Raw genomic sequence first — 19,293 nt, 5'->3', positions numbered from 1 at the left:
GTCCACTTCCGTAACGGGGACCGCAAGGCCACGGCCCTCCGCGTCAGCCACGCCTTCCATTCCCCGCTGATGGAGCCCATGCTCGCCGACTTCCGCAAGGTCGCCGAGAGCCTGACGTATGAGCGGCCGAAGCTGCCTCTCGTCTCCACCGTCACCGGCGAGACCGCCACCGCCGACGCGTTGATGTCACCGGACTACTGGGTGCAGCATGTCCGCCGGACCGTCCGGTACGCCGATGCCGTCCGGACGCTCGCCGAGCGGAACGTCGGCCGCTACCTCGAACTGGGGCCGGACGGCACCCTCACCGCCCTCGCCCGGACCGCCCTGGACGACCCCGGAACAGCGGTACTCGTACCCGTGCTCCGCAAGGACCGGCCCGAAGCGCCGAGCGTCCTCGCGGCGGTGGCCCGGCTGCACGTCGACGGCCTTCGCGTCGACTGGACGGCACAACTCCCCGACACCGCACCGGTGTTGCTTCCGACATACGCCTTCCAGCGGCGCCGTTACTGGCTGGACGCGTCCGGGCAGCCCGGCGATGTCACCGCCGCGGGGCTGGAGCGGGCCGAGCACCCGATGCTGTCCGCCGCGGTGAGCGTCGCCGACACCGGCGGCCTGGTCCTAAGCGGACGCCTGTCCACTCGCGGCCACCCCTGGCTCGCCGATCACCAGGTGCTGGGCCGTACCATCCTGCCCGCCACGGCCTGTCTCGAACTGGCCCTGCACGCCGGTGAACTCGTCGGCCTCGGCCATGTCGCCGAGATGACCCTGGAAACCCCGCTGGTACTGCCCGAACGCGGCGCCGTACAGCTCCAACTGGCCCTCGGCGCTGCTGACGAGGACGGGCGACGGCCGTTCGGCGTGCACTCGCGGAGCGCCGACGCCGACCCCGGCGACCCATGGACCCGCCACGCGCAGGGCCTCCTCGCCGAGGACACGGGAGCGCCGCCCCCGGAGACCGGAGCCTGGCCGCCGCCGGACGCCGTACCGGTCGAGCCCGGGACGGCGGGGGAGGGCGACTGGTACGAGCAGTTCGCCGCCGGGGGGTTCACCTACGGGCCCGCGTTCCGCGGACTCGGCCGCGTCTGGCGGCGTGACGAGGACGTTTTCGCCGAGGTGGCGCTGCCGGAGAGCCACCGCGGCGAAGGGTCCCGCTACGGACTGCACCCAGCCCTGCTGGATGCCGCAGTGCAGACCCTGCTCGTCGGTGCCCTGGAGGGTGCCGGCGACCAAGGGGCTTCGGTGACCCTGCCGTTCGCCTGGACCGGAGTGTCCCTGTACGCAACGGGGGCGAGCGCGCTGCGCGTTCACCTGGCGCCCGCGGGTCGCCCGGACGCGTACGCAGTGTCCGTCGCCGACCCCGAGGGGCGGCCGGTGGCCACGGCGGACAGTCTGGTGCTGCGCAAGGTGGGCGCAGGACAGATCCCCGATACCCCCGAGGCCCGTACGGCGGAGGCCCCGCCGAACCTCCTCGTCCAGCGCTGGCGCCCCACCGAGCCCCAGCCGGCCGCCCCGGCCAGAGAAACCGTGCGCTGGGCGCTGCTCGGACAGGGCGACGGCGGCCTCGCCGAGGTACTGGACGCCTCCGGGGTGCACCTGGAGTGCTACGCCGATCTCGATGCGCTGGCGGCGGCCGTCGATACCGGTACCGCCGCGCCCGAGGTCGTCCTCACCGCCTGCACCGCTGCCGATGCGCCCGCTCCCGAGGCCACAAGGCGGCTGCTGGACACGGCCGTTGATCTCGTACGGCACTGGGTCGACGACGAACGGTTCTCCGGCTCGCGCCTGGTCCTGGCCACCCGGGGGGCCCTCGCCGCCGCCATGGGGGAGGACGTGAGCGACGTGGCGGCCGCCGCGCTGTGGGGGCTCATCAGGTCCGCCCAGCTGGAGCATCCCGAACGCCTGCAACTCCTCGACCTCGACGCGGCCGCCGAGAGCGGTGACGAAGCCGCCCGGCGTGCCGTCCCGGCCGCGGTCGCCGCCGCCCGTCCGCAGTCAGCCGTGCGCGACGGAGTGCTGCTGGTCCCGGACCTCACCGTACAGGCGACGGCCTCCGGTTCCGACGCCGCCCTCGCAACGCCCTTCGATCCGGACGGCACCGTCCTCGTCACCGGAGCAACCGGCGCCCTCGGCTCCCTGGTGGCACGGCACTTGGTCACCGCGCACGGGGTGCGCCGGCTGCTGCTGGCCTCCCGGCGCGGGGGGGACGTGCCCGGAGCCGAGACCCTGGTCGGCCAACTGGCCGCGCAGGGCGCCGAGGTGACCCTCGTCGCATGCGACGTGGCGGACCCGGCCGGCGTCGAAGACCTGCTCTCCCGCGTCCCCGACGAGCACCCGCTGACGGGTGTCGTGCACACCGCCGGGGTCGTCGACGACGCGACGCTGACCTCGCTGACCGACGCCCAGGTCGACCGTGTGCTCCGTCCGAAGGCGGACGGGGCGTGGCATCTGCACCGGCTGACCGAGGGGCAGGGCCTGGCGGCGTTCGTGGTGTTCTCCTCGGCGGCGGGGACGTTCGGCGCGGCCGGCCAGGGCGCGTACGCCGCGGCCAACGCCTTTCTCGACGGACTGGCCGCGCACCGCCGGGCCCGTGGGCTGCCGGGCACCTCGATCGCCTGGGGGCTGTGGGCGGAGAAGAGCGGTATGACCGCCGGGCTCGGCGCCACCGACCGGGAGCGGATGGCGCGCGGAGGCATGCTGCCGCTGACCGCCGAGGAAGGCCTCGCGCTGTTCGACGCCGCCCTCGCCGCACCCGACGCGGCCGTGGTCGCCGTGGCCCGGGACGCGCGGAAGGGATCCCGTACGGGGACGCGCCGTCCGGTCGCCGCGACGACTCCGGCCGACGGTGGGAAGTCGCTCGCCGCACGGCTGGCGGGACGTGCCGGGGCGGAACGCCTCGCGGTTCTGCTCGACGCGGTCCGGGAGCAGGTCGCCGCGGTCCTCGGCCACGACTCGACCGACGAGGTGCTGCCCGAGCGGGCCTTCGCGGAGCTGGGCTTCGACTCCCTGACCGCCGTGGAACTGCGCAACCGGCTCGGTTCCCTGACCGGCTTCCGGCTGCCCCCGACGCTGGTCTTCGACCTCGACACGCCCCAGGAGCTCGCCGCCGATCTGGCCGAGCGGTTCGCCGTGTCCACGCCCGGCGATCACGGGGCACCCGGTGGGACCGGGACGGGCGGCGAGCCGGGGACACAGCGGGCCGGCAGGCCGGAGGACACCGTGGGAGCACTGTTCCGCACCGCGTGCGAACAGGGCCGCATCGACGAGGGGTTCGCTCTCCTGCAGGCGGTCGCCGAATTGCGGCCCGTCTTCGAGTCCCCGGCCGACCTGACGGGACCGGTCGGCGGGCTGCGGCTCGCCGCCGGGGACGAGGGCGCCGCGCTGGTCTGCTTCAGCTCGTACGTGGCGCTGGCCGGTGTGCACCAGTACGCGCGGTTCGCCTCCGCGTTCCGCGGTCGCCGGGACGTATGGGCGCTGCCCACGCCCGGCTTCGGGCGCGGCGAACCCCTGCCCGCGTCGCTCGACGTGGTGGCCAGGACGCAGGCCGAGTGGGTGCTGCGATGCGCCGACGGCAGGCCGTTCGTCCTCACCGGCTCCTCCTCCGGCGGGATCCTGGCGCTGGCCGCGGCCCGCCACCTGGAGCGGTCCGGGCATCCGCCCCTGGGTGTGGCGCTGCTCGACACCTACATGCCGCGCACGGACTCGCCGTTCACCCGCTTCTCGGCCGAGATGCTGGGCGGGATGTTCGACCGCGAGTCGATGTTCGCGCACATGGACGCCGACCGGTTGTCCGCGATGAGCTGGTACATCCGGATGATCGGCGAGTGGGACCCGGGCGACCTGTCGACGCCCGTGGTGCTGGTGCGCCCGAGCGAACCGCCGGTCACCGCCGCCGAGGAAGGCCCGCTCGAACCGGGGGACTGGCAGAGCTCCTGGGACGGCGCGGGGAGCGTGGTGGAGGTCCCCGGCAATCACTTCACGATGATGGAGTCGCACGCCGCCACGACCGCCGGCGCCCTCGTCACCTGGATCGACACAGGTCTTCCGCCGCACCCCAACGGCCACCTGACCGCCCACCGAAACGAGGGAGCATGATGCGGGTCCTGTTCGTCACCCTGTCCGAGAAGTCCCATGTGTACCTCATGGCCCCGCTGGCGTGGGCGCTCACCGTCGCCGGCCACGATGTGCGTGTGGCGAGCCAGCCCATGGCCACCGAGACCATCACCCGCGCCGGGCTCACCGCCGTCCCCGTCGGCAGCGACCACGGCATCCACACCGACATGGCCGCCTACCGGGAGTCGCAGGACTACCGGACCGCGAACTGGAGCCGGTGCGAACGCCCCGAGGTGGACTGGGCAGAGCTCAAGGAGCGCTACGAGCTGAGCGTCCCCTACGCGTTCGCCGTCTACAACGACTCCATGATCGAGGACTTGGCCGCCCTCGCCCAGAGCTGGCGGCCCGACCTCGTCGTGCGGGACCCGCTGGCGTACGCGGGCGCGGTCGCCGCCCGCATCAGCGGGGCGGCACACGCCCGCCTGATGTGGTGCGCCGATGTGTGGGGCCGGACCCGGCAGACGTACCTGGAGCTGATGCGGCAGCAACCCGAGGACGAGCGGGTGGATCCGCTCGCCGAGTGGCTGGCTTCGAGGTCGGAACCGTTCGGATTCTCCTGCGACGAGGAGATGCTGCACGGCCAGGCCACCATCAGCACCCTCCCCGCGGCTCTGTCGGTGCCCACCGCATCGCGCGAAATACCGATGCGTCACATCCCGTACAACGGCCGCGCGGTGGTGTGGGACTGGCTGCGAGAGGCGCCCAAACGGCCACGTGTCTGCCTCAGCCTGGGAGCCTCCAACACCGAGGACTACGGCGGCGACTACGTCTCCGTGCCCGAGATCCTCGACGCCCTCGCCGACGAGGACCTGGAGGTGGTCGCGGCGCTTCTGCCCGCCCAGCGGGAGAAGCTCCCCGCCGTCCCCGGCAATGCCCGGGTCGTCGACTCGGTGGCCCTGCACACACTGCTGCCGAGCTGCTCGGCCGTCATCCACCACGGCGGCTACGGCACGTTCGCCACCGCCATGACCGACGGCGTGCCCCAACTGGTGCTCTCCACCCTCGTCTCCGACCACGAACTGCGCGGCCGGGCGCTCCGGAAGGCGGGAGCCGGCATCCATCTGCACCACCGGGACGCCACCGCACAGAACGTCCTCGACCACGTCCGGCGGCTCACCGGGCAGCCGGAATTCGCCGATGCGGCCCGGCGGCTGCGGGCCGCCTGCGAGGCGATGCCCAGCCCGCACGCCGTGGTGCCGGCCGTCGAACGACTGGCGGAGGCCCGATGAACGGCAGCCGCCCCGCACCGCGTCCCACCGCCGGCAACGGCCGGTCGACGGGCGTGAACGCCCAATCCTGCGGGCCAACGACCCGTGAACCAGCCCACCAGAGGAACTGGAGGACACCATGAAGATCAATGTGGACCGCGACCGTTGCGTCGGAGCCGGGCAGTGCGTGCTGGCCGCCGCCGGCATCTTCGACCAGAGCCGGGACGACGGGCTCGTGGAACTGCTCCAGGCCGAGCCGCCCCACGACCTGCGCGCCGCGGTCAAGGAGGCCGAGCTGATCTGCCCCTCCGGCGCCATCGAGCTCCAGCCCTGACGGCCGGCCCCCACACCGACGTAATCAGTTAGGCGGGTGGAACCGTGAAAGCTCTTGTCCTCTCTGGAGGCGCGGGGACCCGGCTGCGGCCGATCACCCACACCTCCGCGAAGCAGTTGGTGCCGGTCGCCAACAAGCCCATCCTCTTCTACGGGCTGGAGGCGATCGCCGACGCCGGGATCACCGACGTCGCGATCGTGGTCGGAGACACCGAGGAGGAGATCCGGCAGGCCGTCGGCGACGGCTCCGACTTCGGGCTCGACGTCACCTACCTCCGGCAGGAGGCCCCGCTCGGGCTGTCCCACGCCGTGCTCATCGCCCGGGACTTCCTCGGCGACGACGACTTCGTGATGTTCCTCGGGGACAACTTCGTCTTCGGCGGCATCACCGACACCGTCGACGAGTTCCGCAAGGAGCGCCCGGACGCCCAGCTCCTCCTCACCCGCGTACCCAACCCGTCCGCCTTCGGCGTCGCCGAACTCGACGACGCGGGGCGGCTGTTGCGACTGGAGGAGAAACCCGAGCGGCCCAGGAGCGATCTGGCGCTGGTCGGCGTCTACCTCTTCGGCCCGACGATCCACGAGGCGGTGCGCGCCATCGCCCCGTCCGCGCGTGGCGAACTGGAGATCACCGACGCCATCCAGTGGCTCCTGGAGCGGGAGCGGGACGTGCGCACCACGGTGATCACCGGGTACTGGAAGGACACGGGCAATGCCATGGACATCCTCGACGTCAACCGCAGACTCCTGGACCGGCTGGAGTACCGGGTCGAAGGGGACGTCGACGAGACCAGCGAGATCGTCGGCCGGGTGCAGATCGACGCCGGAGCCAGGATCCGCGGCTCACGCATCGTCGGGCCCGCGATCATAGGCCCCGGAACCGTCGTCGAGGACTCCTACATCGGGCCGTCCACCTCCATCGCGGAGGACTGCGTCATCCGCAACAGCGAGATCGAATTCTCCATCATCCTGCGGGAGTCCAGCTTCGACAGCATCCGCAGGGTCGAGGGTTCGCTCGTCGGCCGCAACGTACGCGTCTCCCTCGGCCCCCGCGTGCCCGCCACCCACCGGCTGGTGATCGGCGACCACGGGCGGGTGCAGATCTCGTCATGACCGGCCCCGACCCCGTACCGCCCGGCACGCCGTCCGCGGCCGCCGCGGGAGGCGCCCGCGTCCTGGTGACCGGCGGCGCCGGCTTCATCGGCTCCCACCACGTCAGGACCCTGCTCGGACCCGACGGCCCCGCCGGAGTGACCGTCACCGTCCTGGACAACCTCACGTACGCCGGCAACCCGGGCAACCTCGACCCGGTGCGCGACCATCCCGCGTTCGCCTTCGTCAAGGGCGACATCTGCGACCAGGAACTCGTCGGCGGACTCATGGCCGGTCACGACGACGTCGTGCACTTCGCCGCCGAATCCCACGTGGACCGCTCGATCCTCAGCTCCTCCGAGTTCGTCCGCACCAACGTCCTGGGCACCCAGACCCTGCTCGACGCCGCGCTGCGCCACGGCATCCGCACCTTTGTGCACGTCTCCACCGACGAGGTGTACGGCTCCATCGACACAGGTGCCTGGACCGAGGACTGCCCTCCGCGTCCCAACTCCCCCTACTCCGCCTCCAAGGCGTCCTCCGACCTGCTCGCCCTCGCCTACCACCGCACCCACGGCCTGGACGTACGGGTGACCCGGTGCTCCAACAACTACGGCCACCACCAGTACCCGGAGAAGGTCATACCGCTGTTCGTCACCAACCTTCTCGACGGCCGGAAGGTCCCGCTGTACGGGGACGGCGGCAACATCCGCGACTGGCTGCACATCGACGACCACGTGCGCGCCGTCGAACTCGTCCGCACCCGCGGCCGGGCCGGCGAGGTCTACAACATCGGCGGTGGCACCGAGCTGACCAACCGGCGGCTCACCGGTCTACTGCTCGACGCCTGCGGTGCCGGGCCGGACCGCATCAGTTACGTCCCGGACCGCAAGGGCCACGACCGCCGCTACTGCGTCGACTGGACCAAGATCCGCGATGAGCTCGGCTACCGGCCGCGCAAGGACTTCGCCACCGGCCTGGCCGAGACCGTCGCCTGGTACCGGGCCAACCGGGCTTGGTGGGAGCCGCTGAAGCAGACCGCCGAGGCGCTCCGTTGACCGGCCCGGCCGAGATCGTCGTCGTCGGCGCGGGCGCCGCCGGCGCAACCACCGCCGAGACCCTGCGGCGCCACGGCTACGAAGGGCGCCTCACCCTCGTCGGCGCCGAACGGCATCCGCCGTACGACCGGCCGCCGCTGTCCAAGCAGATCCTCACCGGCGGGTGGGAGCCGGACCGCATCCGGCTGCGCGGCCCCGACACCTACGACCGCCTCGGTATCGACCTGAGGCTGGGCACCGCCGCCGCCCGGCTCGACCGCCCCGGCCGCGCGGTCGAACTGGCCGACGGCAGCCGGCTGCACGCCGATGCCGTCGTCGTCGCCACCGGGGTACGGCCCAGGCGGCTGCCCGGCGCGGACGGGCTGACCGGCGTGCACGTGCTGCGCACCCTCGACGATGCGCTCGCCCTGCGCGACGCACTGGCCGGGGGACCGCGCCTGGTCGTGGCCGGAGCCGGTCTGCTCGGCACCGAGGCGGCCGTCGCCGCCCGCGGACTGGGGGCCGACGTCACCCTGGTCGGTGCCCGGCCCGTACCGCTGGTCGACCTCCTCGGACCGCAGACCGCCGGGATGGTTGCAGCGGTGCACCGCGAACTCGGGCTGCGCGTACGGCGGGGTCGGGTGACGGCGGTGGAGGGGGCGCGCGGCGCCGTCACCGGCGTACGGCTGGCCGACGGGACGACGCTGCCTGCTGACGTGGTGCTCGCCGCGGTCGGTTCGCTCACCAACACCGAGTGGCTGCACGGCAGCGGCGTCCGCGTCGACGACGGCGTCGTCTGCGACGCGCTGTGCGCCGCCGGCCCCGGCGTATGGGCCGCGGGCGACGTGGCCTGCCGGCCCGATGCCCGTACGGGCAGGCGACGGCGGCTGGAACACCGCACGCACGCCGCGGAACAGGCCGTGGCCCTCGCCCGCAACCTGCTCGCCGGCCCCGGGGCCCGACCCTTCGCTCCGCTGCCCTACTTCTGGACCGACCAGCACGACCTGAGGATCCAGGTGCTCGGGGAGGCGGGCGGTGCCGGGACGTGCCACATCGTCGAAGGCAGCTTCGCAGAGTGCAAGTTCGCCGCGGTCCACTGCGCCGGGGGCCGCGTCCGCGGCGCCGTCGCCGTCAACCTGCCCCGGGCCGTTCAGCGGCTGCGGCCCCTGGTGGAGGAGGGGGCGCGGTGGGGGAGCCGGCCGGCACAGGCACCGGGGGCCACGGAGGCTGCGGCGGGCAGCGAACCGGGAGCCTGACTACGCCTCCTGCGCAGCGGCGGTGCCCGGAACGGGCCCGCAGCCCGGAGACTAACGGCCGGACATCCGCCCATCGAGGTCCGGCATCAGGATGAGCCAGAGGCCGGCGCGGGCGTGATAAATGTTGACGATCACCAGCATCAGCAGGGTGAAGGCCCCGTACTGGGCGCCGTTGAGCGCCGGCACCACATGCACCGGCAGCGCGTACGCCATCAGCGTCCGGATCCCCGAGTCCACCAGCAGGCCGATGCCCCAGATCACGGTGGTGACCCGCCAGATCCGACGGAAACGCGGGACCTGTTCCCACAACTCGTCCCAGTCCCGGCCATCGGTGGTCCTGCGCTCCAGCAGCCGCCGCGAGAAGCCGAAGGCCAGCGGCCGCCTGCCGCGCAGCGACACCAGAAAACCGAGCCCGGCCACACCCGTCAGCCAGCCGTCCCGCACCAGCAGCATCCGCGGACTGCCCCCGACGACCGACACGATGATGCTGAGCACCAGCATGGCCGTCACGAACACGCCCAGGACATCCAGCCGCCGCGTCCTGGAGAACCGCACCAGCGTGGCCACCGCGGGAACCACCGCACCGGCGGTCAGCGCGAGGACATCGCTCACCCCCATCGCCGTCAGCCCGTAGTACAGGCCGATCGGGACACCGAGGTCCACGACCACGGTCAGCAGCAGGGGAGGCCCGGAGTCGGAGCGAGACGTGTCGCGGCCGGCCCCTCCGCCGTCGGCGCGGCCGCGGGCAGGACCGTGGGAGGGCTGATCCGGTAGGGCGCTGCCGCTGCTGGTCATGGGTTCTCCGTCCGAGGGGCCGTACGGGAACGGTTTGCCCGGTCGCCCTCGCGTCATCCGCTCGACATCCGGGCGGGCCGCCACGCGCACAGCGTACGTGCGCCCCCCGGACCCGAGGCCGTGGCGAAGGGCCGCACCGGACAATCCTTTGGAATCCCCTAGACCTCCACGAGGGTTCATTGACCCCCGTTCCCCCGGTGCTAGCGTCGGGCACTGGACGCCCGTGATGTCCAATTCCCGCCGCGGTGGCAGGAACCGAAGATCTCTGCACAGCTGTCCCGGCGTATCGAGCCTGTCACCCTCCGCTTACCCTGGAGACATCTGTGACCCACGTCGAAGCAATTCCCGAGTGGTCCGCGCATACCGATACCGTCCCCACTCCGGATCCCATGGGGCTCAAGGAGATGCGGGAGGTCATCAAGAACGTCCCGCAATATCTGTGCGGACTGCGTGACACTTACGGGCCGTTGGTCCGTGTCCCGATGGGGAAGACCGACGCCTTTCTCGTCAGCGACTTCGACGTCGTGCAGGACGTCATCATCGCGTCCAGCCGCCGCTTCGACAAGGACGCGCAGAAAGTCGGCCCCGGCCCGGACGACTGGGGCTCCAGCATCGAACGTGTCCTGGGCAAGGGTCTTGTGACCAGCGTCGGAACATATCACCGAAGGCAGCGCCGGCTCATCCAGCCCATCTTCCACCGCCAGCGCATCGCCGGATACGGCTCCTCGTTCGCCGACATCGCCGCCGAGTTCTCCGGCCGCTTCACCGACGGCGAGCAGTTCAACTTCCACGAGGCCATGTACGAACTCGCGCTCGGCATGGTCACCCGCACCCTCTTCGATGTCTCCCTCGAAAGCGAGGCCGCCGCCCGCATCCGCACCGCCTTCCCCCGCGAAGGCGGCCCGCTGCGCTGGGAGTTGAGCCCCTTCGGGAAGATCCTTCTCCATCTGCCGCTCCCGGCCAACCGCCAGTTCAAGCAAGGCCTGAAAGCCGTCGACGACATCGTCTACGGCATGATCGAGGACCGGCGCAAGGGGAACAGCGACGGGGAGGACCTGCTGTCCGTGCTGCTCCACGTCACGGACGCGGACACCGGCGAGCACCTCACCGATCTGGAGCTGCGTGACGAGGCCATGACCCTGCTGATGGCCGGGCACGAAACCTCCTCCGGCGCCCTGACCTGGGCGTACTACCTGCTCGGCACCCACCCCGAGGCCCGCGCGCGGATGCACGCCGAAATAGACTGGGTCCTCGGGGACCGGCTGCCCACCGTCGAGGACCTGCCCCGCCTCATGTTCACCGACGCCGTGTTCTCCGAGGCGCTGCGCCTGTACCCGCCGGCCTGGGTCCTCGTCCGGCGCTCCCTGGAGGACTACCGGGCGAACGGCTACCACCTCCCCCGCAACAGCGTCATCATGGTCAGCCCGTACGTCCTGCACCGTGACACCACGTGGTGGCCGGAGCCGGAGCGGTTCATCCCCTCGCGGTTCCTGTCGTTCGAGGACCCCTTCGATCCCTTCAGCGGTCAGGCCAAGGCCCCCGGCCGCCCCAAGCTGGCCTACCTGCCCTTCGGTGCCGGACCGCGGCAGTGCATCGGCAACGTCTTCGCCCAGATGGAAGGCGTCATGGCATTGGCGACCCTCAGCCGGCACTGGGAGTTCGAGCCCGCCGGCGAACCGCCGAGCAGGGTCACCAGCGACTTCACGCTCCAGCCCCGCGGCGGTCTCGAGATGGTCGCCCACCGCAGGCGCTGACGGCCCCTGACCAGGGACGAACAAGTAGAAGTCTCCCTAGATCACAAGCTGCCCGCGCGACTGGTCCGCAGGCAGCCGCCAGTATGAAATGCGTCGGAACCATCGATCGCATAGCAACCTGCGATCGTCTCGCCGGTCGCGCGGCAGTCGGATCCGGCCGGAATGCGCGGCCAGAAAATTGCTGGATTCGTAGGGCGGAGGCAGTGGCCGTGTTGCCAGAAGACCCACACGTACCGGGAAACACGCCGGAACCCCGTAGGGGACCGGAATCCCCCGGGCGTCCGGAACCCGTTCCGGGGGACACGGCCCGTATCCCGCCGAAGGAAAAGAGCGCATCGGCGGCCAAGAATGCGATAGCGGTCATCGGCATTTCCTGCCGATTTCCCCAGGCGCCCGATCCGGCCGCTTTCTGGCGTCTGCTGATCGAAGGCGAAAGCGCCGTCACGGAAACCCCCGAGAACCGCCGGGACGCCCTCCCCGACGCCGACCCGTCCAGCCCCGGCGCCGTCCCCCGCGGCGGCTACCTCGACCACGTCGGCCACTTCGACCCCGGTTTCTTCGGCATCTCGCCCCGCGAGGCCGCGGCGATGGACCCCCAGCAGCGCCTGATCCTCGAACTCGGCTGGGAGGCGCTGGAAGAAGGAGCCCTCGTCCCCGCCAGGCTGCGCGGCAGCCGCACCGGCGTCTTCGTCGGCGCCATCTGGGACGACTACGCCGCCCTCGCCCGTCGTCTCGGCACCGACCCCGGCCGGCACACACTCAGCGGCCTCAACCGCGGCATCATCGCCAACCGCCTCTCCTACGTGCTCGGCCTGCGCGGCCCCAGCCTCACCGTGGACGCCGGACAGTCCTCCTCCCTCGTCGCCGTGCACCTGGCCTGCGAGAGCCTGCGGCGCGGCGAGAGCGGGCTCGCCCTGGCCGGTGGCGTCAACCTCACCCTCGCCCCCGACAGCGCCCTCGCCTCCGCCGGCTTCGGCGCGCTCTCCCCGGACGGCCGCTGCTACACCTTCGACGCCCGCGCCAACGGCTACGTACGCGGCGAGGGCGGCGGCCTCGTCCTCCTCAAACCGCTGGCCCGCGCCGTCGCCGACGGCGATCGCATCCACTGCGTCATCCGCGGCAGCGCCACCAACAACGACGGCGGAGGCGACGGCCTCACCGCACCCCTGCGGGAGGCCCAGGAGGAAGTGCTCCACCTCGCCTACCGCCAGGCCCGCGTGCACCCGGCCGACGTCCAGTACGTCGAACTGCACGGCACCGGAACCCGGCTCGGCGACCCCATCGAGGCCGCCGCTCTCGGCACGGTCTGCGGCCGCGCCCGCACCGACGGCGCCCCGCTGCTCGTCGGCTCCGTCAAGACCAACATCGGCCACCTCGAGGGCGCGGCGGGTATCGCCGGCCTCCTCAAGACCGTCCTGTCCCTCGGCCACGGGCAGATCCCGGCGAGTCTCAACTACGAGAACCCCAACCCGGCCATCTCCCTGGACGACCTCAACGTCTCGGTCGCCTCCGAGCCCCGGCCCTGGCCGCGCGACGACCGGCCGCGGCGGGCGGGTGTCAGCTCCTTCGGGATGGGCGGAACCAACTGCCATGTGGTCATGGAGGAATGGCCTCATGACGCCGTAGGGGAGAAGGCCCGGCCCGGAGCCGGTCGCGTGCCGCTGCCATGGATCCTGTCCGCCCGTACGGGCAAAGCGCTGCGGGCACAGGCCCGCAGGCTGCTCACCCGCCTGGAGGCCGGCCCCGCGCCCGACCCGGCCGACATCTCCTACTCCCTGGCCGAAACGAGGACCCGCTTCGAACACCGGGCCGTCGTCCTCGGCACGCACTACGACGATCTGGTGCGCGGCCTGACCGCCCTCGCGGACGGCACCCCGTCACCCGACGTCGTCACCGGAGTCTTCGAACCGCCCGCGACGGGCACGCCGGCCGCGACAGGCACGCCGGCCGCGTCGAACGGCACAGCGGCAGCCGGACACGGCCCCACCGCGTTCCTCTTCGCCGGCCAGGGATCCCAACGGCTGGGCATGGGACGGGAGTTGTACGAGACGTCCCGGGTCTTCGCCGAGGCGTTCGACGCGGTGGACGCCGAACTGCCCTTCTCCCTGCGGGAGATCGTCTTCGGTGACGACGCCGAGCGCCTGAACCGTACCGAGTACGCCCAGCCCGCTCTGTTCGCCCTCGAAGTCGCCCTCTTCCGTCTCGCCGAGTCCTTCGGCGTCCGCCCCGACGTGCTGTTCGGCCACTCCGTCGGCGAGATCGCCGCGGCCCACGTGGCCGGGGTCTGGTCCCTGACCGACGCGTGCCGCGTGGTTCTCGCCCGCGGCCGGTTGATGCAGGCGCTCCCCGAGGGCGGGGCGATGGCCGCCCTCCAGGCAACCGAGGACGAGGTGCTGCCCCTGCTGAACGACCGGGTCGGCATCGCCGCCGTCAACGGCCCGCGCGCGGTGGTCGTGTCGGGTACCGCCGAGGCCGTGGAGGAGGTGGCCGCACACTTCCGCGCCCAGGACCGCAGAGCGACACCGCTGCGCGTCAGCCATGCCTTCCACTCACCGCTGATGGAGCCGATGCTGGACGAGTTCCGTGCGGTGCTCACCGACGTCTCCTACGGGCAGCCCGTCCTCCCCATCGTCTCCGACGTCACCGGAATCCCCGCCACCGCCGAACTCCTGATGTCCCCCGATTACTGGGCGCAGCACGTCCGGCGCCCCGTCCGGTTCGCCGACGGCATCCGAACCATGGAGGCGGAGGGCGTCCGGCGCTTCCTGGAACTCGGTCCGGACGCCACCCTGACGGTGCTGGCCGACGAAACGCTGAGGGAAGACGAGGCGTTCGCGGTCGCCGCCCTCCGCAAGGACCGACCCGAGACGACCGCGTTTCTCGGGGCGCTCGCCGCCCTGCACACCCGCGGACTCCCCGTCGACTGGGCCCCTGTCTTCGACGCCCACCGCGCCCGGCGCACGGAACTGCCGACTTATGCCTTCCAGCGCCGCCGCTACTGGCTGCCCGAACCCGCGGGTGGCCGGAAAACGCCCGCCGCCCGAGAGGCCGGAACTTCCCGAGAGGCCGGAACTTCCCGCGAGGCCGGTACCTTCCGCGAGGCCGGGACCTTTCCGCTCGCGACGGTCGCCGAGGCCGGGCCCCTCACCGACGCAGAGATCGTCTCCGAATCCGAGGACACCGACGACACGGGCTCGCCCCTGCACGGGCGCCTCGCCCCGCTCTCCCCGCGCGAACGGCACGGCGCGCTCCTGGAGCTGGTCCGCACCCACGCCGCCGGCATCCTCAACCACGACTCGGCCGAGCAGGTCGAGCCCCGACGCACCTTCAAGGACCTCGGCTTCGACTCCTTCAGCTCCGTCGACCTCCGCAACCGGCTCAGGGCCGAGACCGGACTGCGCCTGCCCTCCTCCCTGCTGTTCGACTACCCGACCCCCGAAGCCGCGGCCGGGTACCTGGAGAGCCAGCTCTTCGGGACGGAGGCCGCCCTCGTACCCGCGCTGCCCCCGGCGGTGAGTGCGGGCGACGATCCGGTGGTGATCGTCGGCATGGCCTGCCGGTTCCCGGGCGGGGTGGGTTCGCCGGAGGATCTCTGGCGGCTGGTGAGCGAGGGCCGTGATGCGATCGGCGGATTCCCGGCCGATCGTGGATGGGACCTGGACGGGATGTACGACCCGGAGCCCGGCACCCCCGGCCGGGTCTACGTCCGTGAAGGCGGCTTCCTCTACGACGCTCCCGAGTTCGATGCCGCGTTGTTTGGGATTTCGCCGCGTGAGGCGTTGGCGATGGATCCACAGCAGCGGTTGCTGCTGGAGACGTCGTGGGAGGTCTTCGAGCGGGCGGGCATCGACCCCTCGGTGCTGCGCGGCAGCCGCACCGGCGTCTTCGCCGGACTCGTGGAGCAGGGCTACGGGGCTCGCCTCCGCGATGCCGCCGAAGAGTCCGACGGCTACGTCCTCACCGGCACCACCCTGAGCGTGGCCTCGGGCCGCATTGCGTACACCTTCGGTTTCGAGGGGCCTGCGGTGACGGTGGACACGGCGTGTTCGTCGTCGTTGGTGGCGTTGCATCTGGCGGCGCAGGCGCTGCGGTCGGGTGAGTGTGATCTGGCGCTGGCCGGTGGTGTCACCGTCATGGCCGGCCCGGAGATGTTCCTCGAGTTCTCGCGGCAGCGGGGTCTGGCCTCGGATGGCCGGTGCAAGGCCTTCGCCGATGGTGCGGATGGTACGGCGTGGTCCGAGGGCGTCGGTCTGCTGCTGGTGGAGCGGTTGTCCGATGCGCGCCGCAACGGTCACCGTGTGCTGGCCGTCGTCGCCGGTTCCGCGGTGAATCAGGACGGTGCGTCGAACGGTCTGACGGCGCCGAACGGCCCGTCGCAGCAGCGCGTGATCCGGGCGGCGCTCGCCGCTGCGGGGTTGTCGGCGGCGGACGTGGACGCGGTCGAGGCACACGGCACCGGAACGCCGCTGGGCGATCCGATCGAGGCGCAGGCCCTCATCGCCACCTACGGCCAGGACCGTGAACAGCCTTTGTGGCTCGGGTCGTTGAAGTCGAACGTCGGTCACGCCCAGGCGGCGGCGGGTGTGGGCGGCGTGATCAAGATGGTCATGGCGATGCGGCAGGGGACGCTGCCGCGCACACTGCACGTCGACCAGCCGTCCTCGCACGTCGACTGGACGACCGGGAACATCGGGCTGCTGACCCAGGAGCGTACGTGGCCCGAGACGGGCCGTCCGCGTCGTGCCGGAGTGTCGTCGTTCGGTATCAGTGGCACCAATGCCCACGTCATCATCCAGCAGGTAGCCGAGCAGCCGCCCGCCCCCGAACCCGGCGACCACACCGACCCCACAGCCCGCGCCGACGGCCGGACCGTGCCGGTGCCGCTCTCCGCCGCAGATCCCACATCACTGACCGCCCAGGCGGACCGGCTCCGGTCCTTCCTGGCGGAGCACCCCGAACTGTCGCCGCGCGACATCGGCCTGTCGCTGGCGACCACCCGATGCACGCTGGACCACCGTGCGGTGGTCCTGGCCGCCCACCGCGATGAACTGGAACACGGGCTGCACGCCCTGGCGGAAGGCGAGCCCGTAGCCCGGGTTCTCACCGGCGCCGTCGAGCGCTCCGGCCGCAAGCTCGCGTTCCTCTTCGCGGGCCAGGGCGCCCAACGCCTGGGCATGGGACGGGAGTTGTACGAGACGTACCCCGTCTTCGCGGACACCTTCGACGCGGTGGACGCGGAACTCCCGTTCAGCCTGCGGGAGGCCGTCTTCGGCGATTCCGGTGGGGATGCGGAACTGCTGAATCGTACGGAGTTCGCGCAGCCTGCGCTGTTCGCGCTTGAGGTGGCGTTGTTCCGGTTGCTGGAGTCGTGGGGTGTGCGTCCGGATGCGCTGGCCGGGCATTCGATCGGTGAGTTGGCGGCGGCGCATGTGGCGGGGGTGTGGTCGCTGGCGGACGCGTGCCGACTGGTCGCCGCGCGGGGCAGGTTGATGCAGGCACTGCCGGAGGACGGCGCGATGGTGGCGGTGGCGGCCTCCGAGGAGGAGGTGCTGCCGCTGCTGGACGAGCGGGTGGACATCGCCGCGGTCAACGGGCCGCAGGCCGTGGTGATCGCCGGTGAGTCGGATGCGGTGGAGGAGATCGCGCAAGGCTTCCGCGCGCAGGACCGCAAGACGACCGTCCTGCGCGTGAGTCACGCTTTCCACTCGCCGTTGATGGAGCCGATGCTGGACGAGTTCCGGACAGTCGCCGAGGAGCTCTCGTACGCCGAACCCCGGCTGGCGGTCGTCTCCTCCCTCACCGGAACCTCCGCCGACCCCGCCGAACTCATGACCCCCGACTACTGGGTGCGCCACGTCCGCCGGACCGTCCGCTACCGCGACGCCGTACGCACGCTCGCAGACCAGGGCGTCTCCCGGTACCTGGAACTCGGCCCGGACGGCACACTCACCGCGCTCACCCAGGCATGCCTCGACGTGGACCTCGACGCGGACGCCGCCACGCCCCTGATCCTGCCGACCCTGCGCAGGGACCGGCCGGAGGCACCGGCGGCACTGGCCGCTGTCGCCGCGCTGTTCGCCCGCGGCGGCGAGGTGGACTGGACCGCGGTCTACGCCGGGAGCGGAGCGAGCACGGTCGACTTGCCGACGTACGCGTTCCAGCGCAAGAGTTACTGGCCCAGCCCGGCCGCACAACGGCACAGCGGCGACATCTCGCTCCTCGGCCTCTCCGCCACCGGCCACCCGCTGCTCGGAGCGGCCGTGGCACCGGCCGACTCCGAAAACGTGGTGTTCACAGGACGCCTGTCGCTGCAGAGCCACCCCTGGCTGCGCGATCACACGGTCGCGGGCGCCGTCCTGTTCCCCGGAACAGGCTTCCTGGAGCTCGTCCTCCGAGGGGCCGACCAGGTCGGCTGCGACCGGGTGGAGGAACTGACCATCGCCGTCCCGCTGGTCCTCCCCGAGCAGGGCGGCGTACATGTCCAGGTGCTGGTGAACGGTCCGGACGACTCGGGGCGCCGCGGCGTCAGCGTCTTCACGCGCCCCGACGACGCCTCGGAGAGCGGGGCGTGGAGCCTCAACGCCACCGGTGTGCTCACCACCGAGCCAGTGACTCCCCGTCCGGACGACGCCACCGATTTCGCAGTGTGGCCGCCGCCGGGTGCGGTGGCGGAGCCCGTCGAGGACGCGTACGAGCGTTTCGCCGAGTCGGGTTTGTCGTACGGTCCCGTGTTCCAGGGCCTGCGCGGCCTGTGGCGGCGCGGCGAAGACATCTTCGCCGAGGTCGCTCTGCCCAGCGGACACGAGGCACTGGCGGACCGGTTCGGGATGCACCCCGCACTGCTGGACTCCGTTCTGCACGCCGTCCTGCGAGGAGTGTTCGGCGCCGACGGGTCCCTGCGCCTGCCGTTCTCCTGGAGCGGTGTGCAGCTGTGGGCTTCGGGCGCACGCGAGCTGAGGGTACGCGTCACCCCGGTCGGCCCCGACGCGGTGGCGCTGGAACTGGCGGACACCACCGGGGGGCCGGTCGCCTCCGTGGACTCACTGGTGCTGCGAGAGGCGACCGGCGTGATCACCCCGCCCGACGGCGGCCCCCGGGAGGCCCTGTTTCAGGTCGACTGGGCGCGGGTGCCGGCGGCACCGGGACCGGTCCCCACGGCTGGCTCAGGTCTGCCCGCGCCGGAAGAGGCCGTGGCCGGCGACGTACTGGTACGGGTCGAGCGCCCCATCGGCAGCGAACCGGAGGCAGCACATTCCGTCGCCGCGAACGTGCTCGAACTGGTCCGTGGCTGGCTGGCGGAGGAGCGGTTCGAGGGTGCGCGGCTGGTGATCGTCACGGAGGGGGCCGTCGCGCTCGACGAGGAGCTTCCGGATCCGGTGTTGGCTGCGGTGTGGGGTGTGGTGCGGGCGGCGCGGGCGGAGAATCCGGGGCGGTTCGGTCTGCTGGATGTGGATGGTTCGGAGGAGTCGTGGGCGGTTGTGTCCGGGGGGCTTGCTTCGGGTGAGCCGGAGTTGGCGGTACGGGGTGGCACGGCCTACGCGCCTCGTTTGAGCCGGGTCGCCTCGGGTGGACTCGCTGTTCCGGGCGGGGAGTCGGGGGTGTTGGGGGAGTCGGCGTGGCGGCTGGATGTTGTGGAGAGGGGCACGCTGGAGGGGCTTGGTCTGACGGTCTTCCCGGAGGCGGGGGCGGAGCTGGCGTCGGGGCAGGT

At 71.9% G+C, this 19,293-nt stretch carries 9 protein-coding genes; 8 read left to right on the top strand and 1 reads right to left on the bottom strand.

Annotated features, from left to right (window positions below):
• The 6 genes from AB0M26_RS29695 to AB0M26_RS29670 all read left to right on the top strand — a co-directional run.
• Positions 1-4,092, top strand: a 4,092-nt coding sequence (locus tag AB0M26_RS29695; protein ID WP_365265804.1) for an SDR family NAD(P)-dependent oxidoreductase, incomplete at its 5' end; no start/stop codon positions are given.
• Entirely contained in the window at positions 4,089-5,339 is a 1,251-nt protein-coding gene (locus tag AB0M26_RS29690) for an activator-dependent family glycosyltransferase (protein WP_365265802.1), read from the top strand. The genes AB0M26_RS29695 and AB0M26_RS29690, both read left to right, overlap by 4 nt.
• 118 nt (positions 5,340-5,457) lie before the next feature.
• On the top strand, positions 5,458-5,652 hold the full coding sequence (locus AB0M26_RS29685; protein WP_365265800.1) for a ferredoxin: 195 nt from the start codon (positions 5,458-5,460) through the stop codon (positions 5,650-5,652).
• Between the two features lie 44 nt (positions 5,653-5,696).
• A complete protein-coding gene (locus AB0M26_RS29680) occupies positions 5,697-6,764 on the top strand; it encodes a glucose-1-phosphate thymidylyltransferase (RefSeq protein ID WP_365265798.1) in 1,068 nt (355 codons plus the stop codon).
• Positions 6,761-7,801, top strand: a complete 1,041-nt coding sequence (gene rfbB / locus AB0M26_RS29675) for a dTDP-glucose 4,6-dehydratase (RefSeq protein WP_365265796.1) — start codon at positions 6,761-6,763, stop codon at positions 7,799-7,801. The genes AB0M26_RS29680 and rfbB overlap by 4 nt, the downstream gene beginning before the upstream one ends.
• The gene (locus AB0M26_RS29670) at positions 7,798-9,036 is read left to right on the top strand and encodes an FAD-dependent oxidoreductase (protein WP_365265794.1); all 1,239 of its coding nucleotides are present in this window, start codon (positions 7,798-7,800) and stop codon (positions 9,034-9,036) included. The genes rfbB and AB0M26_RS29670 overlap by 4 nt, the downstream gene beginning before the upstream one ends.
• A gap of 51 nt (positions 9,037-9,087) precedes the next feature.
• On the opposite strand, the gene AB0M26_RS29665 is transcribed toward AB0M26_RS29670, so the two are convergent.
• The gene (locus AB0M26_RS29665) at positions 9,088-9,831 is read right to left on the bottom strand and encodes a VC0807 family protein (protein WP_365265792.1); all 744 of its coding nucleotides are present in this window, start codon (positions 9,829-9,831) and stop codon (positions 9,088-9,090) included.
• 389 nt (positions 9,832-10,220) lie between these two features.
• Between AB0M26_RS29665 and AB0M26_RS29660 the strand changes: the two genes are divergently transcribed.
• Both AB0M26_RS29660 and AB0M26_RS29655 read left to right on the top strand, forming a co-directional pair.
• The gene (locus AB0M26_RS29660; protein ID WP_365265790.1) at positions 10,221-11,585 is read left to right on the top strand and encodes a cytochrome P450; all 1,365 of its coding nucleotides are present in this window, start codon (positions 10,221-10,223) and stop codon (positions 11,583-11,585) included.
• Positions 11,586-11,788: 203 nt separating this feature from the next.
• A partial coding sequence (locus tag AB0M26_RS29655; protein WP_365265788.1) for a type I polyketide synthase occupies positions 11,789-19,293 on the top strand: 7,505 nt, incomplete at its 3' end.

Origin of the sequence: Streptomyces sp. NPDC051776, assembly GCF_040681345.1 — a bacterium.
GTDB lineage: Bacteria > Actinomycetota > Actinomycetes > Streptomycetales > Streptomycetaceae > Streptomyces.
This window is presented reverse-complemented; position numbering and strand designations above follow the sequence as displayed.

Excerpts from the sequence above, each read along its gene's own strand:
- rfbB (WP_365265796.1), top strand. The coding sequence starts at position 6,761 with ATGACCGGCCCCGACCCCGTACCGCCCGGCACGCCGTCCGCGGCCGCC.
- AB0M26_RS29690 (WP_365265802.1), top strand. The coding sequence starts at position 4,089 with ATGATGCGGGTCCTGTTCGTCACCCTGTCCGAGAAGTCCCATGTGTAC.
- AB0M26_RS29665 (WP_365265792.1), bottom strand. The coding sequence starts at position 9,831 with ATGACCAGCAGCGGCAGCGCCCTACCGGATCAGCCCTCCCACGGTCCT.
- AB0M26_RS29685 (WP_365265800.1), top strand. The coding sequence starts at position 5,458 with ATGAAGATCAATGTGGACCGCGACCGTTGCGTCGGAGCCGGGCAGTGC.
- AB0M26_RS29660 (WP_365265790.1), top strand. The coding sequence starts at position 10,221 with ATGGGGCTCAAGGAGATGCGGGAGGTCATCAAGAACGTCCCGCAATAT.